25 protein-coding genes are annotated in these 25,387 nt (G+C 66.3%); 10 read left to right on the top strand and 15 right to left on the bottom strand.

Going from position 1 to position 25,387, the window contains the following annotated elements:
- Positions 1 to 13 precede the first annotated feature (13 nt).
- From ACZYSP_RS18235 to ACZYSP_RS18165, 15 genes are all read right to left on the bottom strand, one after another.
- Positions 14 to 2,056, bottom strand: a complete 2,043-nt coding sequence (locus tag ACZYSP_RS18235) for a TadG family pilus assembly protein (protein ID WP_489015730.1) — start codon at positions 2,054 to 2,056, stop codon at positions 14 to 16.
- Between the two features lie 16 nt (positions 2,057 to 2,072).
- Complete coding sequence (locus ACZYSP_RS18230; RefSeq protein ID WP_489015728.1) at positions 2,073 to 2,582, bottom strand: TadE/TadG family type IV pilus assembly protein; 510 nt, start codon at positions 2,580 to 2,582, stop codon at positions 2,073 to 2,075.
- On the bottom strand, positions 2,579 to 3,052 hold the full coding sequence (locus ACZYSP_RS18225; RefSeq protein WP_426390411.1) for a TadE/TadG family type IV pilus assembly protein: 474 nt from the start codon (positions 3,050 to 3,052) through the stop codon (positions 2,579 to 2,581). The genes ACZYSP_RS18230 and ACZYSP_RS18225 overlap by 4 nt, the downstream gene beginning before the upstream one ends.
- 27 nt (positions 3,053 to 3,079) lie before the next feature.
- Positions 3,080 to 3,493 carry a DUF3613 domain-containing protein gene (locus ACZYSP_RS18220; protein WP_489015726.1) on the bottom strand — a complete coding sequence of 138 codons (414 nt, stop codon included), beginning with the start codon at positions 3,491 to 3,493 and terminating at the stop codon, positions 3,080 to 3,082.
- Positions 3,490 to 4,464, bottom strand: coding sequence for a tetratricopeptide repeat protein (locus ACZYSP_RS18215; protein ID WP_489015724.1), 975 nt, complete (start codon positions 4,462 to 4,464; stop codon positions 3,490 to 3,492). Before ACZYSP_RS18215 ends, ACZYSP_RS18220 begins: the two co-directional genes overlap by 4 nt.
- Positions 4,461 to 5,420 (bottom strand): type II secretion system F family protein, encoded by a 960-nt coding sequence (locus ACZYSP_RS18210; RefSeq protein WP_258352962.1) that lies wholly within the window; start codon positions 5,418 to 5,420, stop codon positions 4,461 to 4,463. Before ACZYSP_RS18210 ends, ACZYSP_RS18215 begins: the two co-directional genes overlap by 4 nt.
- The gene (locus tag ACZYSP_RS18205; RefSeq protein WP_489015722.1) at positions 5,417 to 6,415 is read right to left on the bottom strand and encodes a type II secretion system F family protein; all 999 of its coding nucleotides are present in this window, start codon (positions 6,413 to 6,415) and stop codon (positions 5,417 to 5,419) included. Before ACZYSP_RS18205 ends, ACZYSP_RS18210 begins: the two co-directional genes overlap by 4 nt.
- The gene (locus tag ACZYSP_RS18200; protein ID WP_093079695.1) at positions 6,408 to 7,730 is read right to left on the bottom strand and encodes a TadA family conjugal transfer-associated ATPase; all 1,323 of its coding nucleotides are present in this window, start codon (positions 7,728 to 7,730) and stop codon (positions 6,408 to 6,410) included. The genes ACZYSP_RS18205 and ACZYSP_RS18200 overlap by 8 nt, the downstream gene beginning before the upstream one ends.
- 4 nt (positions 7,731 to 7,734) lie before the next feature.
- Positions 7,735 to 9,018: a CpaE/TadZ family protein gene (locus ACZYSP_RS18195; protein WP_489015719.1), complete on the bottom strand. Its 1,284-nt coding sequence runs from the start codon at positions 9,016 to 9,018 to the stop codon at positions 7,735 to 7,737.
- Positions 9,019 to 9,061: 43 nt separating this feature from the next.
- Positions 9,062 to 10,453, bottom strand: coding sequence for a type II and III secretion system protein family protein (locus ACZYSP_RS18190; protein WP_489015717.1), 1,392 nt, complete (start codon positions 10,451 to 10,453; stop codon positions 9,062 to 9,064).
- A 39-nt stretch (positions 10,454 to 10,492) separates the two neighbouring features.
- A complete protein-coding gene (gene cpaB / locus ACZYSP_RS18185) occupies positions 10,493 to 11,488 on the bottom strand; it encodes a Flp pilus assembly protein CpaB (RefSeq protein WP_258352966.1) in 996 nt (331 codons plus the stop codon).
- Positions 11,489 to 11,569: 81 nt separating this feature from the next.
- Positions 11,570 to 12,070 carry an A24 family peptidase gene (locus ACZYSP_RS18180; RefSeq protein WP_489015715.1) on the bottom strand — a complete coding sequence of 167 codons (501 nt, stop codon included), beginning with the start codon at positions 12,068 to 12,070 and terminating at the stop codon, positions 11,570 to 11,572.
- A 10-nt stretch (positions 12,071 to 12,080) separates the two neighbouring features.
- Positions 12,081 to 12,272 (bottom strand): Flp family type IVb pilin, encoded by a 192-nt coding sequence (locus ACZYSP_RS18175; protein ID WP_435466242.1) that lies wholly within the window; start codon positions 12,270 to 12,272, stop codon positions 12,081 to 12,083.
- Positions 12,273 to 12,697: 425 nt separating this feature from the next.
- Positions 12,698 to 14,182 carry a L,D-transpeptidase family protein gene (locus ACZYSP_RS18170; protein WP_489015712.1) on the bottom strand — a complete coding sequence of 495 codons (1,485 nt, stop codon included), beginning with the start codon at positions 14,180 to 14,182 and terminating at the stop codon, positions 12,698 to 12,700.
- Positions 14,149 to 15,252, bottom strand: a complete 1,104-nt coding sequence (locus tag ACZYSP_RS18165; RefSeq protein WP_489015710.1) for a YybH family protein — start codon at positions 15,250 to 15,252, stop codon at positions 14,149 to 14,151. The genes ACZYSP_RS18170 and ACZYSP_RS18165 overlap by 34 nt, the downstream gene beginning before the upstream one ends.
- A gap of 157 nt (positions 15,253 to 15,409) precedes the next feature.
- Between ACZYSP_RS18165 and ACZYSP_RS18160 the strand changes: the two genes are divergently transcribed.
- The 10 genes from ACZYSP_RS18160 to ACZYSP_RS18115 all read left to right on the top strand — a co-directional run bounded on the left by ACZYSP_RS18160 (position 15,410) and on the right by ACZYSP_RS18115 (position 25,371).
- A complete protein-coding gene (locus ACZYSP_RS18160) occupies positions 15,410 to 16,372 on the top strand; it encodes a LysR family transcriptional regulator (RefSeq protein ID WP_489015708.1) in 963 nt (320 codons plus the stop codon).
- A gap of 130 nt (positions 16,373 to 16,502) precedes the next feature.
- On the top strand, positions 16,503 to 17,024 hold the full coding sequence (locus ACZYSP_RS18155) for a cupin domain-containing protein (RefSeq protein WP_097198029.1): 522 nt from the start codon (positions 16,503 to 16,505) through the stop codon (positions 17,022 to 17,024).
- 37 nt (positions 17,025 to 17,061) lie between these two features.
- Positions 17,062 to 18,069 (top strand): hydroxyquinol 1,2-dioxygenase, encoded by a 1,008-nt coding sequence (locus ACZYSP_RS18150; protein ID WP_489015705.1) that lies wholly within the window; start codon positions 17,062 to 17,064, stop codon positions 18,067 to 18,069.
- Positions 18,070 to 18,152: 83 nt separating this feature from the next.
- Positions 18,153 to 19,616: an aldehyde dehydrogenase family protein gene (locus ACZYSP_RS18145; RefSeq protein WP_489015978.1), complete on the top strand. Its 1,464-nt coding sequence runs from the start codon at positions 18,153 to 18,155 to the stop codon at positions 19,614 to 19,616.
- Positions 19,617 to 19,659: 43 nt separating this feature from the next.
- Positions 19,660 to 20,913: an ABC transporter substrate-binding protein gene (locus ACZYSP_RS18140; protein ID WP_489015703.1), complete on the top strand. Its 1,254-nt coding sequence runs from the start codon at positions 19,660 to 19,662 to the stop codon at positions 20,911 to 20,913.
- Positions 20,914 to 20,918: 5 nt separating this feature from the next.
- Complete coding sequence (locus ACZYSP_RS18135; RefSeq protein ID WP_489015701.1) at positions 20,919 to 21,638, top strand: ABC transporter ATP-binding protein; 720 nt, start codon at positions 20,919 to 20,921, stop codon at positions 21,636 to 21,638.
- Positions 21,635 to 22,351 carry an ABC transporter ATP-binding protein gene (locus ACZYSP_RS18130; RefSeq protein ID WP_097198031.1) on the top strand — a complete coding sequence of 239 codons (717 nt, stop codon included), beginning with the start codon at positions 21,635 to 21,637 and terminating at the stop codon, positions 22,349 to 22,351. The genes ACZYSP_RS18135 and ACZYSP_RS18130 overlap by 4 nt, the downstream gene beginning before the upstream one ends.
- The gene (locus ACZYSP_RS18125) at positions 22,344 to 23,207 is read left to right on the top strand and encodes a branched-chain amino acid ABC transporter permease (RefSeq protein WP_489015698.1); all 864 of its coding nucleotides are present in this window, start codon (positions 22,344 to 22,346) and stop codon (positions 23,205 to 23,207) included. Before ACZYSP_RS18130 ends, ACZYSP_RS18125 begins: the two co-directional genes overlap by 8 nt.
- A 14-nt stretch (positions 23,208 to 23,221) precedes the next feature.
- Complete coding sequence (locus ACZYSP_RS18120; RefSeq protein ID WP_426390398.1) at positions 23,222 to 24,229, top strand: branched-chain amino acid ABC transporter permease; 1,008 nt, start codon at positions 23,222 to 23,224, stop codon at positions 24,227 to 24,229.
- Positions 24,230 to 24,363: 134 nt separating this feature from the next.
- Positions 24,364 to 25,371 (top strand): Bug family tripartite tricarboxylate transporter substrate binding protein, encoded by a 1,008-nt coding sequence (locus ACZYSP_RS18115; protein WP_093079659.1) that lies wholly within the window; start codon positions 24,364 to 24,366, stop codon positions 25,369 to 25,371.
- The last annotated feature ends 16 nt before the right edge of the window (positions 25,372 to 25,387 follow it).

Below are 25,387 nucleotides of genomic sequence, written 5' to 3'. Positions count from 1 at the left end.
CGGAGGGGGAGCGTCAATACACAAGCATGGGCAGGCCCTTGCAGTCGAGCGACTTCAGGTTCACGTCGATCTGGCCGAGGTTGATGCCGAGTACGTTTGTCAGGAGAGGGGTGAGGACCGATGTACCGACGGCGTCGAGCAGCGGCTTGAGCAGGCCGGCCAGGACAGAAAGTGCGTTTGAAACCTTCCCTCCCGTATTAGCGTCCGTCGTCTTGCTTAGGGTGTCTTTGATCATGCTCTTGCACCCATTGACATCACCGCCGCCGAGAAGAATCACGCCTGAACATGGGTTGGCAATACTTGTGAGCAGGCCAGCAAGCCCATTTAGCAATCCCGTAAGTAAGCCGCTTGCTTGTGAGTTCTGGTTGATGACGGCGCGCGCCTGATCGAGTCGCAGGGCACGGCAGGAAGACGTATCCACCGAACAGACACTGGCTGTGTTGTTCCAGATCTGGTTGGTAATTTTGTCTAAATCTCCACTACTGGGGGTGCCCGTTGGCGTAGGCCCACCGAAGAGCAAGTTGGTCAATTGGGTTACGAGGTCCGCCACCAGTGTGCCCACCTGTAGGTTGTTGACTGGCGTCGTACCAGTCTCACCTTCTGCGAGTGTCAGTTGAGAGTCGGGCCCGGGCAGCACGCCAAGATTGAGGTGATTGGTCACCTTGAGCAGCCCCAGAACGTTGATGAGTTCCGTGTCTTTCAGCGTGGACGGATAGCTGCAGACAGTCGACTTGGAGAACAGGTCCGTCGACGCGATCTGTCCTACGCATATGTTCGCAATCTTGCTTGTCACCTGGAACTTCACGCGATCCTTGCCGCTCACGGGGTCCTGGAGCGCTGGGGTACACATGTCGGTGATCGTGCCGGTGCCCGTCACTGCGTCGAGCACGATCGGCAGGTCGAGCTTGACCAGCGGCGCCAGCAGCGAACCGAGCAGGCCGGCATCGGTTGTCACGTGGATGAAGGTGCGTACCTGCGCGTTGTAGGCCGTGGCGCCAATGCCGCCGATGGCCACCGAAGGTGGCTCGATCACCGTCACTTGGGTGGTGACTTTCGCCAGCCCCAGCAGGTTGATGTTGAGCCCCGCGTCGACGGCATGCTGCGAGGTCGCCACGCCGATCGAGGAGTAGAGCAGGTCCAGCGCGCCCACACCCACGTTCAACGCTCCGCTTCCGCTGCCGCCCGGCGAGACGATCTCCGCGAACAGGCCGCGGGGACCACCGGCGACGGAGCCCAGCTGCACCATGAGGTTGGTGATCCCGAGCTTGGCCTGGATGGCCTGGAGCAATGCGATGTTGCTGCTCAGCAGGCTGTTCTGGCCCGCCAGTGTCACGATGGCATTGAGCAGGTCGCCCAGCGCCACGGAGCGGCCCGCGAGCAGCGTGTTCAGTTCGCCGACGCCGATGTCGGCGGAGACCGGGATGCCCAATGCGGCCAGCAGCCCGCCCGGCGTGATCTTGGCCTGGGCGAGGCCGTCGTAGGCCACCAGGGAGGTGCCCGACAGGTCGAGCCCGATGCCCTTGAGCAGCCGCCCCAGCGTCGAGTCGCCGCTGACGGTGATGAGCTTGCTGCCCACGGAGAACTCGGCGAGCGGCGCGCTGAGTGCTGCCACGGCGCTGACGCTGATGAGCCGGTTGCCCGTGAAGAACGACAGCAGCGTGGGTGAAGCCTTCTGGAAGGCCACGCGCACTGCATTGGCCGGGCCCGTGACGGCGGGCGTCTGGAAGCTCGTGTCCTTGTCCCAGTAGCCGCACTGGACCTCGCCCGCGGCCAGCGTCAGCCCCACCGGCATGTTGGCGCTCGAGCCGCCCGGCGCACCGTTGGCGTTCAGTTGCGCCGCCGTGATTGCGGCCGCGCAGCCGCCACGGATCTGCTGCGCACCCGCCAGCGCGGCAAGGTCCGCCGCCTTCTGGAACTCCCGCTTCATGAAGTAAATGAAGCCGATCTCGGTGCCGATCAGCGTGATGACGACCAGGCTCATCGCGATCGCAGTGTTGATGAGGACCGACCCGCGGGATCGCGTGCGGCGGGAGTGGCTCCGGAATGCGGCGTTCATGGCGATGGCGTCCTCTTCAGGACGATCGAAGCGCGGCGCTCGTCCGGCTTTGGAGTTGGGTAGGCATCCACTGCTCCACCAGTGGAATCTTCGGCAGCAGCTGGTTCGCGCTGTACGGATAGCTCACGGTGACGTCATAGCGGATGTAGGCCCCCGGGGCGCTCGGATCGCTGCGTGTCACGTTCACCGGAACATTGGTGACGATCCAGCTGCGCCGTGTCACCACGCTGCTGTTGGCCGATGCGGGCACCACGAGCGAGTTGGCCAGCGAGTCGTACACGGCGTCCTTGACCCGCTGGTCGCCTGCCGTCGGCGCCGGCGTCAGCAGGCCCACGGCCCGTGCTCCCTCTTCCGACGCGCGCGTGACCGATTGCTGCAGATAGAACACCGCACCGAAGGTCACGAGCGCGTACAGCACGCTGAACAAAATGATGAAGACCATCGCGAACTCGATGGCGGCCACGCCGCGCTGCCGGTCGCGCATGGCCGCGCCCTTGCTGCCGTTCGAACGGCGCCCGGTGCTCATGGCGCCCTCCCGTCAAGAAGCATGCTGGCCTTGCCGACGATCTGGTCGGGCATGGCGAAACTGGGAAAGGGCGGCAGCAGGAGCTTCAGGTTGGTGGCCGTGACGGTCACGACCATCTGGCAACGGGTGTCCCAGGTGGCGCCGCAAGTGGGGGCGGCGCAGTTGTTGGTGACCACCCCGCACACGGTGGCACTGACGCTGCGTGTCACGGTGGTCGGCATCCAGCTGCTGCTTGTCGTGGCAGTGGTCTGGGCCAGGGTGGCGCGTGCCGGCAGGGTGGGCTGGTAGCGCAGCGCTGCGCGCGCCCCGTCTTCCGCCGCGTTCTGCAGCCCCAGGCGAAACGCGAACAGCATGCCGTAGCTGATGATTCCGTAGAGCAAGGAGAAGGAGATCAGGAACACCATGGCGAACTCGACCGCGTACGCGCCGCGCTGGGCGTGCGCTCGGGTGCGAAGGCGTTGGGTGTTCATGGCGATGCCTGGCGTGTCTGCCTCGGCCTACTTCGTCGGCGCAGCACCGCCGCCAACCGCCGTCTGCTTGACGATCGAGCCCATGCTTTCCGGAATCGGGAACTCGAAGCTCTTCAGATAGCGTTGGTAGCTGCGACTCGCGATCTCGCCGGCAATGGGCCGCGGCGTGGCGGATGCGATCTCGCCGCCGCGCTGCCATGCGAGCAGGTCCTGCGTGGTGTCGCCCACCTGTGGCGACCCGTACAACACGAACTCTTCTTCCGCCCCGGCCATTTCTTCCTGGCCCTGCGGCGGCACGGGCACTGGCGCCGCCGCAGGCTCCGGCGCCTTGGGCGGCGTCGCCTGCTGTGCGAGCGCGGAGGGGGCGGCTGCCATCAGCGCGGCCGCAAGGCCGAATGCGGCCAACAGCGCGGCGAGACGGGTGGCGTGTGCTTTTCTCATGGGGTGCCTTGTGAGGTCGAATTCGGTGAAAGGGAGACCGCGGCATCCGCGGTGGATGGATTGCGCTGGCTGGCCGTGCGGATGCCGCCCGTGCCGGACCAGCGCGAGGCCTTGAGCATCAGGGGAGGCTGTTGCGGCGCCAGGTCTTCGCGCGCCAGTTCCGTGGTGGTGTTGGGAAGCGGACGCACTGCCGCAACAAGAGGCGGCATGGCGCCGGCTGCCGCGAGGGGCACCGCGCCGCCTGCGCGCAGTTGCTGCGCGGCGTCCCGCACTGCTGCGCGCGCAGCGGGGGACATGCGGTTGGCTTCCATCAGGCTGTTCGCCTGCTCGCCCTGGCCCGTTACTTCGAGGTAGAGCGCGAGGTTGGACTGGGCCTGGGTGCTGTCGGGGCGCAGTTGCAGCGCCTGCATCAGCGGCAGTCGGGCGTCGGCGATCTGTCCCGCGCGCAGGTTGGCATAGCCCAGGTCGCTGAGCAGCAGGGCATCGGTCGGTGTCAGGCGCTGGGCCTGCTTCAACAGCTGCACGGCTTCAGGGTAGCTGCCGCGCGCGCCTGCCAGCAGGCCGAGGCCACGGTAGCCGGCGCTTTCGAGCGGTGTGCCCAGCAGGCGCTTGTAGGCCTGCTCGCTCAAGTTGGCTTGGCCGGTTTGGCGCAGGGCATCGGCGCGCATGCGAGTGGACTCGGGCGACACGCCCCAGCGCTGCTCGAGCGCGTCGATGTGCGCCAGCGATGCGAACCACAAGCCTTCCTTCTGCATCTGCTCGACGAGCTTGAGGTAGGTGGCCTTGGTGTCGACGGCGGCACCGGCCTTGGTGTCGGCGGCGGCTTCGGCGGACGCGCGCTGCTGCGCATCGGCAGCGGCTGCGTACTGGTCCTTGAGTGCGCCGCATCCGGTAATGGCCATGGCAGCGACGGTACAGGCCAGCAGGCGAATGGCAGGGCCCGCGCGCTTGGGAAGAATTAGTGTTTTCATTTGCCGATGGCTCCCAGTGAACGGAATATGGCGATGAAGCCCGGCCCCGCGGTGACGATGACCAGCGCCGGCAGCAGCGTGATCACCATGACGCCGGTCATCTTCACGGTGATCTTTCCGATGCGCTCCTTCATCTCCGAGCGGCGGCTTTCGCGCAGCCGGTCGCTGAATATGCGCAGCGGCTCCTGCACCGCGCCGCCGTGCCGGTCGACCTGCACCAGCAGCGAGACGAGGCCGCGCATGTTCTCGTTCTTGTGCAGCGTCGCAAGGCGATGCAGCGAATGCTCGCGGGTGCGGCCCTGGCTGTATTGCGAATTGGCGATGCCCAACTCGTAGCCCAGCACGCGCAGCACGTGCGAGAAGTCGGTGGCCATGATCTGCAGGCTCTGGTCCAGGCTCAGGCCCACGCCCTGCAGCAGCCGCAGCAGGTCGATGAACAGGGGAAGCTCCCGGGCCGCGCGCTCGCGCCGGCTGGCGGCAAAGCGGCCGAGCACCCACTTGGGCGCCATGAAGCCGACGGCCGCTGCCGTCGCGAGGACGATGGTGACTGTGCTGCGCGTGTGCCCGCTGCTCCAGAAGACATAGGCCAGCAGCGGGAGCGCCAAGGCGAGGGAGATCCGCGTGATCAGGAAGACCAGCTGCGCCCGCTTCGACCGAAGGCCGCACTGGTCGATGAGGTTGCGGTCTTCGTCCGCCACCAGTGCCCGGCCGAGACGCGAGTCCAACCAGTGGAAGGGCAGGTCGAGCTCGGGCTTGGGTGGTGCATCCGGGTCCGCGAGTTCGACGGCGGATTTCGGATCGGGTGCGACGACCGCCTGCCGGATGGCCCGGCCGATGACCTGCCCGCTGCGCGTGCGACGCAGCTCGGCCGCGACGAGCGCGCCAGCGCCGACCAGCAGGCCCAGCGCCAGCAGCACAAGGCTGAAGATGGCAAGTTGATTGGGTGTCAACGTCATGCCAGCCTCGCCAGCCGGTATAGGAGCGCAGCGCCCGTCAGCTGCAGGCCCACCGCGGAAAAGATCAGGATGCGGCCCGTGCCGTCGTTCCACATTCCCATGAAATAGCTGGGGTTGGTGAAGATCAGGAAGGCGCCCACGCCCACGGGCAGCAGGCCGAGGATCCAGGCCGACAGGCGCGTCTCCGAGGACAGGGCGCTGAGCTCCTGCTCCGCCTGCTCGCGGTCGCGCATGAAGTTGCCAACGCGCTCCAGCAGCAGGTCGGCGCGGCCGCCGTAGCGAACGCCCAGGCCCATGATGGAGGCGAGCAGGTACATCTCCTCGATGCGCACGTTGTCCGCCGTCTGGTGCAGCGCGCGGTCGAGGTCCACCCCCGCACGCACCAGGGCCGCCGAGCGATCCAGATGACCGCGCAGCGGAGCCTGCGTGGTAGCAATCGCCAGCTGGAATGCCGCCTGCGTGGAGTTGCCGATGGTGATCAGGCGCACCATGGCATCGATGTAGCCGGGGAGCTGGTGAATCAGCTTGCGGCGGAACTTCTGCAGTTGCAGCCACAGGGCGAAACTCGTCATCAGCAGAAGAAGAAACAGCACGCCCAGCGCCGCGAGCCATCCGACGAAAACGCCGACCAGCAGGCAGATGGCGACGATGGCGATCAGCGCGAAGACGATGGTGCGCGGCTCGATCACGCCCACCATCCACCCAGGGACCGCGCGCTCGAGCAGGCCGGTGCGAGCGGGCGTGGCGGACCCCGCCCCACCGTCGAACCACGGGTCCGTGGTCAGGCTGGAGGCAAGGCCCTCGCCGGGGAGATCCCGCAGGGGCATCGGCACGGCGGTTGCCGTGGCCGCCGTGCTGGTGGCCAGAATCTGCTGATTCAGATGCCGTTCCGTCGCCTGCCGCGCCTGCCGGCCCTTCGCCCATTGCCACAGCAGCACCCCTGCGGCTGCCAGCAGCAGCGCCACGCAGGCGACCGCGAGCAGGACTTCACGCACGGTTGTCTCCCCCGTGTTGCGACGCACGCTGCAGCGACTGGCGGAAGCGCGTGATCTTGGGCGAGTGCGGCGCGATGCCCAGCGACACCCAGCGGTCGCGCTCCTCGCCGTCGGGCGAGGCGACCGGCTCGTAGCGGTACAGCTCCTGCATCGCCACCACGTTGTCGTTGACGCCCGTGACCTCGCTCAGCGAGATGATGCGACGCTGGCCACTCGAAAGCCGCCCGATCTGCACGATGAAGTCGATGGCGTTGGCGATCTGCCGACGCAGGCTGACTTCGCTGCCCTGATAGCCGGCGAAGCCCGCGAGCATTTCGAGGCGGTACAGGCATTCGCGCGGCGAACTGGCGTGGATGGTGCCCATCGAGCCTTCGTGGCCGGTGTTCATGGCCTGCATCATCTCGATCACTTCGGCACCGCGCACCTCGCCCACGATGATGCGGTCGGGCCGCATGCGCAGGCTGTTGCGCAGCAGGTCGCGGATCGACACCACGCCCGTGCCGTCGAAGCCGCCGGGGCGGCTCTCGAGCCGCACCACGTGGCTGGTGCCGAGCGAGAGTTCGGCCGTGTCCTCGATGGTGATAACGCGCTCGCGCGCCGGGATGAAGCTGGCGAGTGCGTTCAGCAGCGAGGTCTTGCCCGAGCTGGTGCCACCGCTCACGAGGATGTTGCAGCGCGCGCGCACCGCGATCTCCAGCAGCTGCGCCATGCCCGCGTCGAAGGTGCCGAGCTTGACCAGGTCGGCCGGCGTGAGCGGCTCCTTGCGAAACTTGCGGATCGAGACCGACAGGCCATCGATGGCCAGCGGCTCGATGATCACGTTGATGCGGCCGCCATCGGGCAGGCGCGCGTCGACCATCGGGTTCGACTCGTCGAGCCGTCGGCCCAGCGGCGCGAGGATGCGGCGCACGATGCGCATCACGTGCTCCGCATCGGCGAAGCGCACGGTCTCGCGCTCCAGCATGCCGTGGCGTGACACGTACACGTTCTGGTAGCCGTTGATCAGGATGTCTTCGACCGCCGGGTCGTTGAGCAGGTCTTCCAGCGGGCCGAAGCCCGCGAGCTCCTTCGTCAACGCATCGGAGATGAGCTGCATCTCGCGGTCGTTGATCGGCACGCGGCGCAGGCGCACGAAGCTGTCGACCTCCAGTTCGACGAACTGCTGGATCGAGGCGCGCGACCAGCGGCCGAACTCCGCGCCCAGCTCCTCGATGCGACTGAGCAGGTGGTCATGCGTCCAGCTCTTGATGTCCTGGAACTGCTGGGAGTTGATGAACGCCTGGTCGTCGTCGGCAAATTCGATATCGGTGGACATGGGCTCAACCTTCGTGTGAACTCTTCCAGAGGCCGGTAACTTGCGACATGAGCGCAACCCAGCGTGGATCCTTGGCCGGGGGTTGGCCCGTGGCAGACATGTATTCCTGGTGCAGGCTGCGGGCGAGTCCCGTCACGGCCTGCGCATAGGGGTCGCTGCGCGCGGTGCGCACGAGCATCTCGCCGCGGCTGGCTGCAGCGAGCAATTGCGCGCTGCGCGCCGGCAGCACATGCCGCAGCGGAAGTTCGAGGCGCTCGGCGATGTCCTTGGCCGACAGGCCCACGTGGCCGTCGAACTTGTTGACCACCAGCGACAGGCGTTCGATCTCGACGCCGCGCGCGCGCAGCTCCTTGAGCATGTTGGCTGTGGACACGATGCCGCCGATGCTCTGGTCGCACACGACCCACGCCTGCTGCGCTTCGCGCACGGTCTGCGCCATGAAGTCGATGGTCGAGAAGCCGCCGAGGTCGGCGATCTGGAAATCGAAGAAGTCGGCCAGTCGCTTGATGAGTGCGACCGAGTCGGCATGCGAGATCTCGCGCACCTGCGCCAGGCTGGCGGGCAGCGGCAGCACGGCCACGCCGCTGGTGTGATGCGCGAGCGCGGTGTGCAGCAGCGTCTGGTCGAGCCGGCGCAGGTTGCGCACGCCATCGACAAAGCTGAAGCCGCTTTGCGTGTCGAGGTAGAGCAGGCCGTCGCGCGCTGGCAGGCCCAGGTCGAGCAGTGCCACGCCATGCCGCGTGCTGCGGCCCGGCGGGCGCGCGGGCGCCTGCGTGAGTTGGTCGTTCAGCGTCAGGGCCAGGCTGGTGGCCAGCGTGGTCACGCCGAGGCCGGCGCGCGCGCCGAGCAGTGCCAGCGTGCTGCCGCGCGTGCCGCCCTGCAGGGTGCTGCGCCGCTCCAGCAGCGTGCGCAGCGTGGTCACTGCATCGGAAGGAGGCGCGGCAATGTCGATGAAGTCGTCCACGCCCGCGCGCAGGGCCGAAAGCATGGCGGCGGGCTCGGCCGACACGCCGGTGGCCAGCACGGGCAGCGTCGGCCAGTCGCGCTTGAGGCGCTGGTGGAGTTGGTTGGCGGCGGCGGCCTGGTCGGGTGAGAAGTCGATGAAGACCGCCACCGGCCCCAGCAGGGCGATGCGCTCGTCGATCGACTTCGTTTCCGGGGGCAGGACCACCACGGAGCCGAGGGTGCCGAGCGCGTCGGTCAGCCAGGTGATGTGGCTGCCGTTGCTCGAAGCGAACAGGTAGGTTTCGCTGCCTGTTTCAGGGATGCTGTCGCGTGGTGCGTTCATGGTGCCAGCCTGCGATGCATGTTCCGGGTCATCGTTGTTGCCGTCAGCGTGAGAAGCCGGGCACGGGTGTGTCGACTGCGCCGCCAAGGAAATACGAGCGCCACACTGCGCCGTCGCGCCGTTCGGCGCCGCCGGGCAGGTACGGTGTGAGGTCGGTGCCGCGCGCAATGGGCTTGACCAGGTGCGGGGTGACCAGGATCACCAGTTCCTTCTCGTTCATCTTGTAGTTGGTCTTGCTGAAGAAGGTGCCCAGGATCGGCAGGTCGCCGAGCAAAGGCACCTTGTCGGCGTTCGAGGTGGTGGTGCGGCTCACGAGCCCGCCGATGATGAAGCTCTCGCCGTCGCCCAGCTCTACCGTGGTGTCGGCACGGCGTGTGGTGATCGCCGGCACGGCGACACCATTGAGGCTCAAAGAGTTGGTGTAGTCGAGGTCGCTGGCTTCGGGGGCGACTTTCAGCACGATGCGTTCGTTCGACAGGACCGTGGGCGTCAGCGTGAGGCCGATGCCGAAGGGCTTGTATTCGATGCTGGTGGTGCCCAGGCCTTGTGGCACTGGAATCGGCAGTTCGCCGCCGGCCAGGAAGCTCGCACTCTGGCCAGACAGCGCCACCAGCGTGGGCTCGGCGAGCACGCGCGCCATGCCGTTGCCTTCGAGGAAGCCCACATTCAGGCCGATGCCGGCCTTGCTGAAGTTGAAGAGAAGACTGAAGGCCTGTGCCAGGGGGTTGCTGTACTCGCCACTGATCTGTCCGTTGGCCGCGAAGGTCGTGCTTCCGAGCGAGGAGGGCGAGAACACGCCGAAGCTGAAACCGTTCGAATTGGGGCGCGTGCTGAAGATGTTCAGGCCGGCCTGCTTGAGCACGCTGCGGTTGAATTCCACCACCTTCACTTCGACCTGCACGGTGTTGCTTCGCACGTTCACGACGGAGCGGTCGATCAGTTCGGCCTTGTCGCTGGCGCTGCTTGCCAGCGCGGTGTCGCGTGCCTGCTGGTGAGCGGGCATGCTGTCCATCGACCCCGCGAGCGTGGACGTGCGGCGCCGCACTTCGACGATGTAGGTCGTGGCTGCGGAGTTGCCCTTTTCCCAGACCATCAGCGAGGTGCGTCCCGCGGCCTTGCCGGTCACGATGAGTCGTGCCCCCGGCGAATTCTGTGTCTTGCGCGTGATGGTGACGCCGGCCACCGCCTCGTCGCCGATGGCCATCCGGTCGATGCCCTTGTCGATCAGCAGCTCTTGCTGCGTGCCGGCGGTCATCACCAGGGGGCGCTGCAGCTGTGGGCGCACCGGCTGTGCGTCCGCGGCCGTCGATGCCACCGGCCAGACGGTTTGAGCCATCGCGCACAGGGCGATCAGGGACGGGCGCAGCAGCCGCGACGAGACATTCATGGGGCTGCGAATGGCACGGGTCGACTGCTCGCGAGGCTTATAGGGCATTTGTTTTTCCTGGATGACGGGTGTCGGCTGGCTGCGTGCTCAGTAGTTCACGGTTTCGCTGCGTTCGCCGCGAATGACCTCGACCTGGAGCCCGCCTCGCGCAGGCCCGGCAGCGCGTGGCGCGCCGGCGGCGGTGCGGACTTCGGCGGCTTGCGGACGGACGCTGGGGCCCTTGCCTCCGGTGACGAGGTCGGCGGCGGTCAGGCCGGCCTGGGCGCGGTCGAGTCCTTCGAGCGGCGCACGGCGCGATTCGCCCGCCTTGGGCGGTGGCAGTTGCAGGGCCGTGGGCAGTTCGGCGAAGAGCTTCGGATCGGGCTCCGACAGATCGGTCGGGTTGCGCAGGGCGAGCATCAGGCGGCCGCTGGCGTCGCCGATGGTCAGGCGGTTCACGTCGTCCAGAGGTACGGCAAGTACGGCCGTGCGGGCCTGCTCGCCGCGCTGGGCCTGCTGCGCGGCCGCCTTGTCCGGCGACTTGGAAGGCAGCCCGTCGACGGAGGCACTGCCGAAGGCCAGCACGCGCTTGCGTGCGAGCAGCAGGCGGGCCTGGCTGCGGTCCACGTCCTTGCCGTCCGACTTGAGCATGATGAAGACGTCGACGAAGTCACCGGGCTGGATCTTGTTGCCTACGCCCATGACTTCGTCGGCTTTGATCGCCACGGCGCGTTCACCTTCGCCGATGCGCAGTGCGAGACCGGAGACCAGTTGGTTCTCCATCACCGGAGTGCCTTCGGCGAGATCGAGCACCGGCACGCGGCCGGCGGCAACGGTCACATCCTGGAAGGCGCCGGTGGGGTTGATCGTCAGTCGTTCCACGCGCAGCGCGTCTGCCGGAATCGCCAGGCCCGCGGGCAGCGGCTTGGCGGCCACCACGACCGGGTAGACAAGCACCTGCTGGGCTTTGGTGGGAGTGGCCGCAGTGCCGGTAGCCGCTGTTGCCGGTGCGGGCGCCTGGCGGCTCAGCATCCAGGCATAGACGCCCAATGCAATGGCCAGGAGCACCAGGATGGCTGCGAGGATTTTTGAGAGATTGATCATGGGCGGCGGACTGAGGGATGAGGGCAAGCAATCATGAAAAGTGAGGGATGAATGGCCTGCATGGACAGAGGCAGCTGTCTGCTAGCTCTGTCGGCCCCAGAACATCCAAGCCACCGTGGCCAACGCAAGGTAGGCCGCATAAGGAATGAAGCGAGCCCGGCTTTGCGAAGCGCCGCCGGCGGCTGGAGAGGGCTGGCCCGACAGGATCAGGGCAAGCCGTGGGGAGACGGGCCAACGCTGCAGGGCGTACCAGAGTGCGCCATGCGCCCCGGCCAGCAGACCCGCGCCAATCCAGATCGGCGCCAGTGCCCACAGGCCGACCCAGAGTCCGAGAGCGCCAGCGAATTTCACGTCGCCTGCTCCCATGAGACCCATTGCATAGAAGAGCAACAGGAAACCGAAACCCGATGCGGCGCCTGCGAGTGCCGCTGTCCAGTTGACGCCGAAGGGCTGTGCCCCGAAGCCGATGACTGCCAGGGCCACGACGGCTCCGGACAGGACCAGCCAGTTGGGCACACGCCGCTTCCGGAAGTCATAGACAGCGACACAGAGCAACCAGAGCAAACAGGCCAATGCCGACACTTGTTTTTATTTACTTTGGCGTGACGGTGGTCGTCAGCTTGTCGGTAATGTCCTGGAAGACCTTGGCCAGTCGTTTGCCAAGGCCGTCGTCTCCAGCCAAAACAGCCACGATCGCGACGGAAATAAGCCCCGCAATAATTCCATATTCAATTGCGGTTGCACCTTCTTCGTCGCGCAGAAAACGAGTAATAGAGCTAAGCATGATTTCCCCTTTCAGGAAGTGTTAACAAAGGCTTGCGAGGTGGATGTTATACAGCGTAACTCCGTGTATCAACAAGGCAAACCCGCAAGACTTTCGCCCAGGTGTGCTAGCCAAAAGGAGTAAAGCAGGATGGCTGCAAGCCTCCTGCCAGCCCGAGCCAGGAAGAGACCTGGTCAGCTGGTGGACAGTTTGGAAGTGAATTTTTCCCTCTGTAGGGCGCGCGGCGCCTCCCATGAAGAGGGGATGCGACGTTACGTCGCCGGGAACGCGCGAAACGGGGGTGTTACGGGAACAAGTGCGTTACGTGTTACGTAGCACGAAGCCCCAAAGGGCCAGATGTAACAGTGAAAAAAGGCTAAACCCGTGAGCAAAAAGTCACGGGTTTGAGGGGGTGACCCCGTCGCCGAGAGGGATTCGACCGGGCCTCAGCCCAGGATTTCTTCGTGAAAGAGCTTCCAGTCGGTACCCTGGCGTAACCAGTACTGGCGCCGGGAACGTCCGCTCTTCTCGCCTTCGAACACTTCGCCGAAGGTAACAATCATGGTGTCGTCACCGTCCCGCCAGTGGAGGTACGACATGTCCTTGAATTGCACACGCTTGCCCTGCGCGTATTTCACTTCTTCGTCGACAGCCGAAATTCCTTCAGTGGATTTCTTGCTGCTGCGCTGGAAATCGGGCAAATAGAATTTCTTCAATTGCGCTTCATTTCCATTGGCTCGCGCATCTTTCCAGCCATTGATAGCGCTTGTAATTGACTGGGTTTCTTTTTCGGCCTGCGGTTGTGAAATCCATTGCAGGCTGCGCGCGGTGACCACCGGGGTGGCGCCGATTTGCACTTTTCGCAAAAGCTGCTTCAGGTCAGGGTTTGCCATGACCACGCACCCGTCGCTTGCCAGCGGCGCCCGGGCGAACTGCTGGGGCGGGGTGCCGTGCAGCCAGATGCCGCCGCCGGTCTTGCCGCGCCGCACGTCGTACGGGTTGGGGTAGTTGATGGGCAGGGCGCCCGCGCCGTAGAAGTCTTTCAGCGACTTCGGATCGAGGCTGCTGGTGATGTAGTACACGCCCAGCGGGGTGCGCGCGTCGCCCTCGGTGACCTTGTCGGTGCCCGACTTGCCGACCGAGATGTAGTAGTCGGCCGTGAGCTTCAGGCCCTTGTCCGAGTTCTCGAACAGGTACAGCCGCGAGCGCGAGGCGTCGACGGCAATGGCGTAGCGGCTGCGGGTCGAGAGCGTCAGGAACTGCGACGGCACGGTGTTGGCCGGCGGACGCTCGCGCAGGGCCTGCAGGCGGCGCTTCGATTCCTCGTGCAGCTCGGCCATGGCGGGGTTGCCGCGCATCTTCGCGATGCTGGCGGTGTCGGGCAGGGCATTCGACGGGGGTACTTGTGCCGCAAGCAGATCGCCGTAGACGAGCTGCGCAAGCTGGAAGTTCGGGTAGTCGCGCACCAGGTCGCGGGCCTTGGCCAGCGCGGGGCGGGCCTGTCCGCGGCCGAACATTTCATAGACCGCGATCAGGCGGGCTTCGGCGTTGCTGGCTTCCTGGATGGAGGAGGCGGATGCCGACCTGCGTGTGGGCCTTGTTGCCGTCGCGGCAGCTGTTCGGGCCTCTGCAGCAGCCACGCCCTTCTTGCCCTTGGCGGAGGCAGACCGACCGTTCGCACCGCGCGTGGCGGAACGGCTGCTGCTCGCAGCCTTGGCCTTGGTGCCGCCGCTGGCGGCTTTGGCGCTGCCCGCCTTGTGGGTGCTGTTCGACGCCAGCGCCGCACCGGGCGCCGCCAGCATCAGCGCCGATGCGGTCATCAGCGCTGCGAGCAGTTGTCCGCTGCGCAGACGAAACGGGGGATTCTGAAGCCGGCCGAGCCGGACGATGTCTGCCACTAGCCGCCGACGCTTTCCTTGCGAATGTGCCATTGATTGCCGGAGCGCTGCAGGTCCAGCGTCTTGCGGCTCGAAACGTTGAGGTTGTCCGCGCGATAGATCTGGCGGAACTTGGCCGTCGCGTTCTGTCCGTCGACCTTGATCGCGAGGTTCTCGATGTTCACGCTGATGCTCGACTTGCCGACGATGCGGGCGCGGCGGTCTTCTTCCCAGCCCTTGCGGCTCTGGCCGCCGGTGGGCGTGAAGTCGGGGCCGTAGGCCGCGAGGTAGCGGTCCATGTCCTGGCTGGCCCAGGCCGAAGCCCAGGCGCGCACGGCGGATTCGACTTCGGCATTGGAAGCGGTGCTGGCCGCGGGGGCTGGTGCAGGTGCTGGAGCCGGCGCCGCTTCGGGCGCCTTTGCCTCGGGCGCCTTGGGCGCGGCGGTCACCGGTGCGGGAGCTGCGGCAACCTTGACTGGTGGCGGCGGCGCAGCGGGGGCTGGCGCGGGAGCCGGCGCCTTTGCCGCCGGGACAGGTGCTGCCGAGGCCACCAGGGCTGCCGGCTTGGTGCCCGGCGGTGTCGGCGTGAAGAGCGTGCGGATCACCGCCAGCTTGGGCTGCACGGCCGTGTTGTTCTGGTCGAGCTGCAGGGCCTTGCTGTAGGCCTGGCTGGCCAGCCGTGCATACACGTCGCCGAGGTTTTCCTGGGCGGTGGCGTAGCTGGGGTTGGTGCGAATGGCGCTTTCGAGCGCGCTGCGTGCCTTGTCGAACTGGTTCTGGCTCGCGTAGATCACCGCGAGGTTGTTGTACGGCTCGGGCAGCTCGGGCGCGTCCAGCGTGAGCTGGGTGAAGGCGGCGATGGCCTCGTTGCGCTTGCCGGTGTCGAGCTGGATCACGCCCTTGAGAAAGCGCATCTGCGGGTCGCGCGGCTTGTCTTTGAGGAAGGCGTCGGCCTTCGTCAGGGCCTCGTCGAGCTTGCCGGCCTGCATGAGCTTGTCGACCTCCTCATGCTCGATGGCGGCCAGCGCCGGGAGCACGGCGCCACAGGTTGCCGCGGCCAGGAACAGGGCGCGCACGGTGGGGGAGAAGCTGAAACGGGCGCGTGGCCGGGGGCTCTTGGGCATTGCGGACAAGACCTCGTAGGGGTGGGTGATGCGGCAGGGATTGTAAGTGGGGCACGTAACTCCCCGACACAGGGATAACGGTCTTTCGCGGCCTTTAGGCTTGCCCGCAACGTCCCGTGGCGCCCCGCGCCGACCGGCCCCGCAGTACAGTGCCGCCGTGGACCGCCTCCAAAGCATTGAAACTTTCGTTCGCGTCGCGCAGACCCAGAGCTTTGCGGAAGCGGCGCGGCAGCTGCGCGTGGCCAATTCAGTCGTCACTACGCGGGTCAAGCAACTCGAAGAGTTTCTGGGCGCGCCGCTGTTCCACCGCAGCACGCGCGTGGTGAGGCTCAGCGACATGGGCCAGGCCTTTCTGCGCGACTGCACCGAGCTGGTGGGGCGCGCCAACGACATCGTCGACCAGATGCGCGATGCGCGCGGCACGCCCTCGGGCATCCTGCGCGTGCATGCACTCACCGGCATGGTGCTGGGCCGCTTCGCCACGCTGCTGCGCGAGTTCCAGACGACCTACCCTGACATCCACCTCGAGCTGATCGTGAGCGACGCGGTGGCCGACCCCGTGAAGGCCGGCGTCGACTGCGCGCTGCAGATCTTTCCCGCGGCCTCGCAGGAGCTGGTGTCGCGGCCGCTCTTTCCGGTGCGGCGGGTGCTCTGCGCCACTCCGGCGTACCTCGAAGCGCACGGCGCGCCCGCTGCGCCGCGCGACCTGCACCGGCACAAGCTGGGCCTCTACTCGGGCTACCCCACGCGCGACCGATGGACCTTTCACCACGAGGGCGAGCAGACCACCATCTACCTGAATGCCGCGCTGCTGACCAACAGCGTGCACCTGCTGCGCGAATATGCACTGGAGCATGCGGGCATCGTCTGCCTGCCCACGCTCGTGGCGGGCGATGCCATTGCGCGCGGCGAGCTGCGCGTGGTGCTGGCCGAGCACCAGCTGTCGTCGTTCTCGCTGAGCGCGGTTTATGCGGGCACCTCGCGCAATGCGCTGAAGCTGCGCCTCTTCATCGAACACATCGCCACCCGCTTCACGCGCGTGCCGCCGTGGGACGCCACGTTGATCGAGCGAGGCCTTATTCCTGCCGAGCTCATCGAGTTCAGCCGCTCCAGCGGATAGCGCCCGAACGGGGGTAAACCCCTGCGATTGTTCGGAAGCTCCGAATAATCCTCTTCCAAACTGGTCCCTACCGGTGCCGCCGCTTGACTCCTAGAGTTCACCCATCACTGGAGACAACAGGAGACAAGCCATGACAGCCACCACTGCGACCGCCTACAAGACCCGCTTCGGTTCACTCAAGCACTTCGAGAAGGGTCATGTCGAGCCCATCGACGACGACGTTCGCCACTACGCGTTCTCCAACTGCTTCGAGATCGCGAGCATCAGCAAACCCTACGAGAAGGTCGTGTTCGGCCAGAACCAGATCTACGTACTGGAGACGCTGCGCGCCGAAGGCACATCGCCCTGGTACACCTGCGCGCACGACGAATTCGCGCTCGTGATGGACGGCGACGTCGAAGTGCACCTCGTGCAGCTCGACGACGGCCAGACAGTGGCCGACAAGGAAAAGAACGGCGCCGTGCTCGTCAAGGGCGAGCCCAAGGGCAAGAAGATGGGCTGGATGAAGCTCTCGCGCGGCCACCAGGGCCTGCTGCCGAAGAACACCGCCTATCAGTTCCGCAGCGCGGGCGAGCCGGGCGTGATCGTCCTGCAAAGCTGCAAGGGCGATCTCTCGGTCGAGAAGTGGGCCGACATCTGCCAATCGCACTGAGTGCATTGACCGCACCCGAACCCAGGAGCCACACACCATGAACGCACCCGCAGAACTCGCCAAGGTGATCGCGTCGCAGCCCGACGCCACGCTCGGCTACAAGGACTTTTCGCTCGGCAGCTTCAGCTTTCGCCGCGACGAATACTTCGTGCACATCGGCTGGAAGACCCGCGACGGCCGCCCCATGAGCCACACCATGGACGCCGGCAGCTATCTGCGCGCACTGATGCGCGACGTGGCCTGGGGCTTCTTCTACGGCTGGGTCAACTTCGACGACGTGTTCGGCACCGTCAACCACTACGAGTCGGTCGACCTGTACGCCGGCAGCTTCAACGGCACCATGAAGGACGCGGGCATCGACCTGCTGGAGAACTTCCCGACCGCGCAGATCCGCGCCACCTTCGAGGCCATGCTCGACGACTGGACCAACGAGAGCTTCGACCCCTTCGCCGCGCCGCAGGAAACCGGCTCGCCCTACGGCCGCAAGAACGGCAACAACACCGCCAAGATCACGAGGGCGCGTGAACTTGCCAAGCGCTGCGTGGGCCTGAAGGGCGACCTCGACCTGCGCAGCGACGAACGCGGCGCTCCGGTGAACCGCGCCTTTGCCGACGTGCCGCAGTGCCAGCCCGAGCTGCACCCCGAGCCCGGCTTCGAGAACGACGTGCACGCCTTCAATCTCTTCGGCTTCCTGAGCCGCTCGCAGGTCACCTGGAACCCGAGCTTCACCTCGGTGGTGAAGCACAGCTACATGTGCCCGACGACCGAGGAGCACATCCTGCCGATCATCCACGGCAACGATCGTGTCGAGTGGTTCTTCCAGATGACCGACGAAATCCACTGGGACTGCGGCGACAAGAACACCGGCAGGCCCATGGCCCGCGTGATCATGAAGGCCGGCGACATGGCAGCCATGCCCGCCTACTGCCGCCACCAGGGCTTCAGCCCCAAGCGCTCGATGCTGCTGGTGTGGGAGAACGGGTCGCCGAGCCTGGTGTACGAAATCCAGAAGGGCGAGAGCCCGGAGATTCCGGTCGAGTTCTGACCGGCTTTTCTCTCCCTCCCGACGCCCTTCCATCCAACTCTCCCCAAGCGGGGAGGGAGAGGAAACTCATGCCTGCTCTTTCCATTCGCCACCAGCTCTTCATCGACGGCCGCTTCGTCGACGCCGAATCCGGCGAGACCCTCGCCACGCTGAACCCGCACGACAACACGCCCATCGCCCAGGTCGCGCTGGCCGGCAAGGCCGACATCGACAAGGCCGTCGCCGCGGCGAAGCGTGCCTTCCCCAGATGGAGCCGCATGGCTGCCGCCGACCGTGGCCGCATCCTGCTGAAGCTCGCCGACCTCATCGAAGCCAACGGCGAAGAGCTCGCGCGCCTCGAATCGCTCGACACCGGCCACCCGATCCGCGATTCGCGCCGGCTCGACGTGCCGCGCACGGCAGCGTGCTTCCGCTACTTCGGCGGCATGGCCGACAAGTTCCAGGGCGAGACCATTCCGGTCGAAGAGGGCTTTCTCAACTACACGCTGCGCGAGCCCGTCGGCATCGTCGGCCAGGTGGTGCCGTGGAACTTTCCGCTGATGTTCACCAGCTGGAAGATGGCGCCCGCGCTCGCGGCCGGCAACTGCATCGTGATGAAGCCGGCGGAGATCACGCCGCTGTCGTCCCTGCGCATCGCCGAGCTGATGGCCGAGGCCGGCCTGCCGCCCGGCGTGGTCAACATGCTGCCGGGGCTCGGCAGCGTGGCGGGCCAGTACATCGCCGAGCATCCGGAGATCGCCAAGATCGCCTTCACCGGCAGCACCGCCACGGGCCGGCGCATCGTGCAGGCCAGCGCGGGCAACCTGAAGAAGGTGCAGCTCGAACTCGGCGGCAAGGGGCCGAACATCGTCTTTGAAGACGCGAACCTGCAGGCTGCAGTCAACGGGAGCGCGTGGGCCATCTTCCACAACCAGGGGCAGGCCTGCATTGCGGGCTCGCGGCTGATGCTGCACGAGAAGATCGCCGATGCCTTCCTCGAGCAGTTCATTCCGCTTGCGAAGTCGATCCGCCTCGGCGACCCGCTCGACGAGGCGACGGAGATGGGCCCGCTCACCAGCGCGCAGCATCGCGAGCGCGTGCTGAGCTATGTGGAAGTGGCGCTGGGCGAGGGCGGCGAACTGCTCGCGGGCGGCAAGTCGCCAGGCGGCGATCTTGCGAAGGGCTGCTACGTCGAGCCCACCGTGATGCGCGCCAGGTCGTACAAGGACCGCGTCGCGCAGGAAGAGGTGTTCGGCCCGTTCGTCACCGTGCTCACCTTCAAGAACGACGAAGAGGCGATGCAGATCGCCAACGGCACCGACTACGGCCTCGGCAGCGGCCTGTGGACCAACAACCTGCAGCGCGCCCACAAGGTCGCGCGCGACCTGCACGCCGGCATGGTCTGGATCAACAGCTACAAGCGCGTGAACCCCGGCTCGCCCTTCGGCGGCGTCGGCCAGAGCGGCTACGGCCGCGAGATGGGGTTCGATGCGATGCGCGAATACACGCAGGTCAAGAGCGTGTGGGTGAACGTCGACGCGCAGATACCGCCGCACTTCGCGCGCTGACCCCTGATCGGGCGGCACAAAAACACAAGAGACGGAGACAACCATGACATTCAATCGCAGACAGTTCACGCAGGCCACGGCCGCGCTGGTGGCTTCGGGCGCAACGCCACTGGTGTTCGCGGCCGACACGCTGAAGATCGGCTACGTGTCGCCTCAGACCGGTCCGCTCGCGCCCTTCGGCGAGGCAGACAAATGGGTCATCGACCAGATGAAGACCGCCTTCAAGGACGGCATCAGTGTCGGCGGCAAGAAATACGCGGTGCAGATCGTGCTGAAGGACAGCCAGTCGAACCCCAACCGCGCGGGCGAGGTGGCGAACGACCTGATCCTGAAAGACAAGGTCGCGCTGGTGCTCACCGCCGGCACGCCCGAAACCGCCAACCCCGTGAGTGATGCCTGTGAACTCAACGAGGTGCCCTGCATCTCCAGCGTGGTGCCGTGGCAGCCCTGGTTCTTCGGCCGCAAGGGCGACCCGGCGAAGGGCTTCAACTGGACGTATCACATGTTCTGGGGCCTCGAAGACGTCATCGCCAACTTCACCAACGGCTGGAAGACGCTCGCCACCAACAAGAAGGTGGGCGGCCTGTTCCCGAACGACGGCGACGGCAACGCCTGGGGCGACAAGGAACTGGGCTTCCCCAAGCCACTCGCGCAGATGGGCTTCACGCTCACCGACCCTGGGCGCTTCCAGAACGGCACGCAAGATTTCAGCGCGCAGATCGCGGCCTTCAAGAAAGAGGGCGTCGAGATCGTCACTGGCGTAGTGATTCCGCCGGACGCGAAGACCTTCCTCACGCAGGCGCGGCAACAGGGCTTCAAGCCGAAGATCGTCACGCTCGGCAAGGCACTGCTGTTCCCCGGCGCGATCGAGGCGCTGGGTGACCTGGGCGATGGCCTGTCGACCGAGGTGTGGTGGAGCCCATCGCATCCGTTCACCTCGAGCCTCACGCAGCAAAGCGCCAAGGCGCTGGCCGATGCCTATGAAGCCGGTGCGAAGAAGCAGTGGACGCAGCCCATCGGCTTTGCGCATGCGTTGTTTGAAGTGGCAGCGAATGCGCTCGGGCGTGCCAAGTCGCTGAAGGCTTCGGACGTGCGCGACGCCGTGGCATCGACCTCGATCAACTCGGTAGTCGGCCCGGTGAAGTGGGGCGGCCAGGGGCCGTTCAAGAACGTCAGCAAGACACCGCTGGTGCTCGGCCAGTGGGGCAAGGGCCAGAAGTACAAGGTGGAGCTGACCATCGTGAACAACGAGGCGGCGACGAACATTCCTGCCGGCGGCAAGCTGCGGCTGCTCTGACCGTCATGACGCTGCTGGCACTGCATGCCGTGAGCAAGTCCTACGGAGCGCTCAAGGTCACGGACGACATCACGCTGTCGGTGGCCGAGGGCGAGACGCTGGGCATCCTCGGGCCGAACGGCGCGGGGAAGACCACGCTGTTCAACCTGATCTCGGGCGACGTGCGCGTCGATGCGGGGCGCGTGGAATACGCGGGCCGCGACGTGACGCGGCTGCGGCCGCACGAGCGCTGCCACGCGGGCATCGGGCGCAGCTACCAGGTGCCGCAGCCCTTCGGCAACATGAGCGTGTTCGAGAACCTCGTCACGGCCGCCTGCTTCGGCGGGCAGCAGACCGAGCGCGATGCATGGCAGACGGCGCACGAGGTGCTGGAGCAGACGGGGCTGATGCCGCACGCGAACAAGCCTGCGGGTGGGCTGACCCTGCTCGATCGCAAGCGGCTGGAGCTGGCGCGCGCGCTGGCGACGCGGCCGCAGTTGCTGCTGCTCGACGAGATCGCGGGCGGGCTGACGGAGCCAGAGGCCGCGGTGCTGGTCGGGGAGCTCAAGCGCATCAAGGCACGCGGCGTGACGATGATCTGGATCGAGCACGTGGTGCATGCGCTGCTGTCGCTGGCGGACCGCTTGTTCGTCATCAACTTCGGGCAGAAGCTGGCGGAAGGCGAGCCGCGCGCGGTGATGAACGACCCGGAGGTGCGGCGCGTGTACATGGGGATGGAGGCATGAGCGCGCTGCTTTCCACCCACGCCCTCAAGGCTTTCTACGGCGACGCCCAGGCCCTGTTCGGCATCGACTTCTCGCTGGCCCGTGGCGAGCTCGTCGCCATCATCGGTGCCAACGGCGCAGGCAAGTCGACCTTTCTCAAGAGCCTTACGGGCCTGGTGCGCGCGCCTCGCGAAGCGATCAGCTTCAAGGGTGAGCCCATCGGCGGGATGCCTCCCGGCGACATCGTGCGCCGCGGCCTTGCCATGGTTCCCGAAGGCCGACGCCTGTTTCCCAGCCTCAGCGTCGAGGAGAACCTGCTCATGGGTGCCACCGCCGCGCGCAAGGGCCCGTGGAACCTTCAGCGCCTGTACGCGCTGTTTCCCATCCTCGCAGAGAAGCGAAACCAGCCCGGCACGTCGCTGTCGGGCGGCCAGCAGCAGATGGTCGCGCTCGGCCGCGCGCTCATGAGCAACCCCGAGCTGCTGCTGTGCGACGAGCTGTCGCTCGGTCTCGCGCCTATAGTCATCCGCGAGATCTATGCCGCCATGCCGACCATCACCGGCGAGGGCATGACCGTGGTCATCGTCGAGCAGGACGTGACCATGGCGCGCCAGGTCTCTCAGCGCATCTACTGCTTCCAGGAAGGCCGCGTGTCGCTCGAAGGAAATTCCGCCGACCTGACGCGCGAGCAGATCTCGCAGGCCTACTTCGGCATCGAGGCCGCCCATGCTTGAAACCTTCGTTCAAGGCGTGCTGCTCGGCGGCCTCTACACGCTGTTCGCGCTGGGCCAGTCGCTGATGTTCGGCGTGATGCGGCTCACCAATACGGCGCAGGGTGACTTCATCATCCTCGGCGCGTTCGCGGTCATCGCGGGCGTGTCGCTGACGGGCGATGCCATGCCCTGGCTCGTGGCGCTCGCGGTGCTGCCGGTGGCCTTCGGTTTCGGCTACGCGCTGCAGCGCTACGTGCTCAACGGCACGCTCGGCAAGGACCCGCTGCCTTCGCTGGTCGTCACTTTCGGCCTGTCGATCGTCATTCAGAACCTGCTGCTCGAACTGTTCTCGGCCGATCCGCGCGCGATAGAGACCGGCGGGCTCAACACGCAGGGCATTGCGCTGGGCGATGCGATGTCGCTCGGCGTACTGCCGCTCATCGTGCTGGCCATTGCGGTCGTTGCGACGGGCGCTCTGCAGTGGCTCTTTGCGCGCACGGCGCTGGGCCGGTCGTTTCGCGCCGTGTCCGACGACCGCGAGATCGCGGAGCTCATGGGGCTGAACGCGAAGAAGGTCTACGCGCTTGCCACTGCGATCGCCTTCGTGCTGATCGCCATCGCGGGTGCGCTGCAGGGCATGCGAACAACCGTCTCGCCTTCCGACGGGCCGCTGCTGCTGCTCTTCGCGTTCGAGGCGGTGATCATCGGCGGCATGGGCTCCTTCTGGGGCACGCTGGCCGGCGCGATGATTCTCGGCATCACGCAGCAGATCGGCTTCAGGCTCGATCCGGGCTGGGGCATATGGTTCGGGCACATCGTGTTCCTCGTCGTGCTGGTGCTGCGCCCGCAGGGGCTCTTTCCGAAAACGCGTGGATGAACCGAATGACGAGCATGCCCCCACCCCTCATCGCCGTCGAGCGTGCCACCGCCGCGAGCCGCGTCGCACTCTTCGTCGGCATCGCCCTCGTGCTCGTTGCCGCCAGCCTCCCGTGGTGGGGCGAGTCGAGCTGGATGCGCGAGTTCGTCGAGATCGCCTGCTACTTCATCTTCGCGATGATGTGGAATCTGCTTGCCGGATACGGCGGAATGGTGAGCATCGGGCAGCAGGCCTTCTTCGGCTTCGGTGGCTACGTGATGCTGATGCTCGGCAACTTCGCGGGCATCAATCCGTTCATTGCGATTCCGCTGGGCGCGCTGGCGGCGGGGCTCATCGCCATTCCCGTTTCCTTTGTCGCGTTTCGTCTGTCGGGTGGCTACTTCGCGATCGGCACATGGGTCATCGCGGAGGTGTTCCGCCTGAGCTTCGCCAACGTGTCGGCGGTGGGCGGCGGCTCGGGCACTACGCTCACCGCGCTGCGCGGCATCGAGAAGGCCACGCGCGAAAGCACCACCTACTGGATGGCGCTGGCCTGCGTGGTCGCGGCCATCGCGCTGGTGTACCTGTTCCTGCGCAGCAAGCGCGGCCTGGCGTTGCTGGCGATACGCGACAACGAAGTGGCGGCCGAGTCGCAAGGCATTCCGGTGGCGCGCATGAAGCTCGCGGTGTATGTGGTCGCGGCCTTCGGCGCGGGGCTCGCGGGGGCGCTGTACTTCGTGGGCAATTTGCGCATAAGCCCCGATGCGGCCTTCAGCGTCAACTGGACGGCTTTCGCCATCTTCATGGTGGTCATCGGCGGCATCGGCCGCATCGAGGGGCCGCTGGTGGGCGCGCTCATCTTCTGGGCGCTCAACAAGTTCCTGAGCGACTACGGCACCTGGTACCTGCTGGGCCTGGGCATGCTGGCGATCCTCGTCACGCTGTTCTTCAAGCAGGGGCTGTGGGGCTATGCGCAGCAGCGCTGGGGCTGGTCGCTTTTTCCGACGCAGAGGCGGTTGCTGGGGGCTTCGTCGCGAAGGTGAAGTGCTGTCGCGTCCGACGCGATAAAGGCCCTGTGCAAACCTCCTTCTGACTTGCGCAGCAGAGCATGATCCTGTAACGTTTGAAACAAAGTGGTGACATTTCACCGCTTCTTTTCATCGCTCTGGAGCCTCCCTTGACGATCACCAAACGCCGCTTGCTCGAAGGCGGCGCTGCAGCCGTTGCCACTTCGTTGTTCGCACCGGGCTCCTGGGCCCAACAACGCCCGGCAGCCGGTGCCGACGCCTGGCCGACCAAGCCCGTCCACATCCTCGTGGGCTTTCCTGCCGGCGCATCGCCCGACCTCGCGACTCGCGCCATTGCCGAACCGCTGTCGAAGATCCTGCGCCAGCCGGTGGTCGTCGAGAACAAGCCCGGCGCCAGCGGCAACACCGTGGCCGACCTGGTGGCCAAGGCCACCGACGATCACACCATCGGCGCGCTGATCAACGGCAACCTCACCATCGCCAAGCTGCTCAATCCGGCGCTGCCTTTCGACCCCGAGAAAGACTTTGCGCCCGTCGGCCTTATCGGCACCGCGCCGCTGGTGCTGGCTGTCTCGGGCAGCGCCACGGGCAAGACCGCGGCCGACCAACTGCTGTGGGTGCGCAACCTCGGCAGCGGCGGCAAGTACGGCACGCCGGGCGTAGGCACCGTGGGCCACCTGGGCATGGAGCTCATCAAGAGCCGCGCGGCCATCACCGCGCAGCACAAGCCCTACACCGGCAACCCGCAGGTCATTGCGGGCCTGCTCGCCAACGAGATCCAGCTGGCGCTGCTGCCGCCCGGCCTCGCGTTGCCGCACATCAAGTCGGGAAAGATCAAGGCCATTGGCGTGACCTCGCCCGAGCGCAGCCCGCTGGCCAGCGAACTGCCCACGATTCGCGATGCGGACGTGCGCGGCGCCGACCTCGAAATCTGGACCGCGCTGGCCGCGCCCGCCGGCATGAAGCCCGCGGCCGTCGCCAAGCTCAATGCAGCGCTGGTCGAAGTGATCAGCTCTCCCGACGTGAGCGAGGCGCTGCTGAAGACCGGCTGGCAGGCACAGCCCGGCTCACCTGACACGCTGGCCAAGCGCATGCGCGCCGACACCACGCGCCTGGGCGGCGTGATCATCATGAAGGGCATCCACTCGGAGAGCTGACCGAGGGAGCCCCGGC

Source organism: Variovorax sp. F042, assembly GCF_057814215.1.
The sequence above is the reverse complement of the archived record's forward strand: the minus strand, read 5'-3'. Positions and strand labels throughout refer to the sequence as shown.

Excerpts from the sequence above, each read along its gene's own strand:
- ACZYSP_RS18190 (WP_489015717.1), bottom strand. The coding sequence starts at position 10,453 with ATGCCCTATAAGCCTCGCGAGCAGTCGACCCGTGCCATTCGCAGCCCC.
- ACZYSP_RS18220 (WP_489015726.1), bottom strand. The coding sequence starts at position 3,493 with ATGAGAAAAGCACACGCCACCCGTCTCGCCGCGCTGTTGGCCGCATTC.
- ACZYSP_RS18200 (WP_093079695.1), bottom strand. The coding sequence starts at position 7,730 with ATGTCCACCGATATCGAATTTGCCGACGACGACCAGGCGTTCATCAAC.
- ACZYSP_RS18155 (WP_097198029.1), top strand. The coding sequence starts at position 16,503 with ATGACAGCCACCACTGCGACCGCCTACAAGACCCGCTTCGGTTCACTC.
- ACZYSP_RS18175 (WP_435466242.1), bottom strand. The coding sequence starts at position 12,272 with ATGCTTAGCTCTATTACTCGTTTTCTGCGCGACGAAGAAGGTGCAACC.
- ACZYSP_RS18135 (WP_489015701.1), top strand. The coding sequence starts at position 20,919 with ATGACGCTGCTGGCACTGCATGCCGTGAGCAAGTCCTACGGAGCGCTC.
- cpaB (WP_258352966.1), bottom strand. The coding sequence starts at position 11,488 with ATGATCAATCTCTCAAAAATCCTCGCAGCCATCCTGGTGCTCCTGGCC.
- ACZYSP_RS18235 (WP_489015730.1), bottom strand. The coding sequence starts at position 2,056 with ATGAACGCCGCATTCCGGAGCCACTCCCGCCGCACGCGATCCCGCGGG.
- ACZYSP_RS18230 (WP_489015728.1), bottom strand. The coding sequence starts at position 2,582 with ATGAGCACCGGGCGCCGTTCGAACGGCAGCAAGGGCGCGGCCATGCGC.
- ACZYSP_RS18125 (WP_489015698.1), top strand. The coding sequence starts at position 22,344 with ATGCTTGAAACCTTCGTTCAAGGCGTGCTGCTCGGCGGCCTCTACACG.
- ACZYSP_RS18215 (WP_489015724.1), bottom strand. The coding sequence starts at position 4,464 with ATGAAAACACTAATTCTTCCCAAGCGCGCGGGCCCTGCCATTCGCCTG.
- ACZYSP_RS18130 (WP_097198031.1), top strand. The coding sequence starts at position 21,635 with ATGAGCGCGCTGCTTTCCACCCACGCCCTCAAGGCTTTCTACGGCGAC.
- ACZYSP_RS18170 (WP_489015712.1), bottom strand. The coding sequence starts at position 14,182 with ATGGCACATTCGCAAGGAAAGCGTCGGCGGCTAGTGGCAGACATCGTC.
- ACZYSP_RS18195 (WP_489015719.1), bottom strand. The coding sequence starts at position 9,018 with ATGAACGCACCACGCGACAGCATCCCTGAAACAGGCAGCGAAACCTAC.
- ACZYSP_RS18120 (WP_426390398.1), top strand. The coding sequence starts at position 23,222 with ATGCCCCCACCCCTCATCGCCGTCGAGCGTGCCACCGCCGCGAGCCGC.
- ACZYSP_RS18165 (WP_489015710.1), bottom strand. The coding sequence starts at position 15,252 with ATGCCCAAGAGCCCCCGGCCACGCGCCCGTTTCAGCTTCTCCCCCACC.
- ACZYSP_RS18150 (WP_489015705.1), top strand. The coding sequence starts at position 17,062 with ATGAACGCACCCGCAGAACTCGCCAAGGTGATCGCGTCGCAGCCCGAC.
- ACZYSP_RS18225 (WP_426390411.1), bottom strand. The coding sequence starts at position 3,052 with ATGAACACCCAACGCCTTCGCACCCGAGCGCACGCCCAGCGCGGCGCG.
- ACZYSP_RS18140 (WP_489015703.1), top strand. The coding sequence starts at position 19,660 with ATGACATTCAATCGCAGACAGTTCACGCAGGCCACGGCCGCGCTGGTG.
- ACZYSP_RS18210 (WP_258352962.1), bottom strand. The coding sequence starts at position 5,420 with ATGACGTTGACACCCAATCAACTTGCCATCTTCAGCCTTGTGCTGCTG.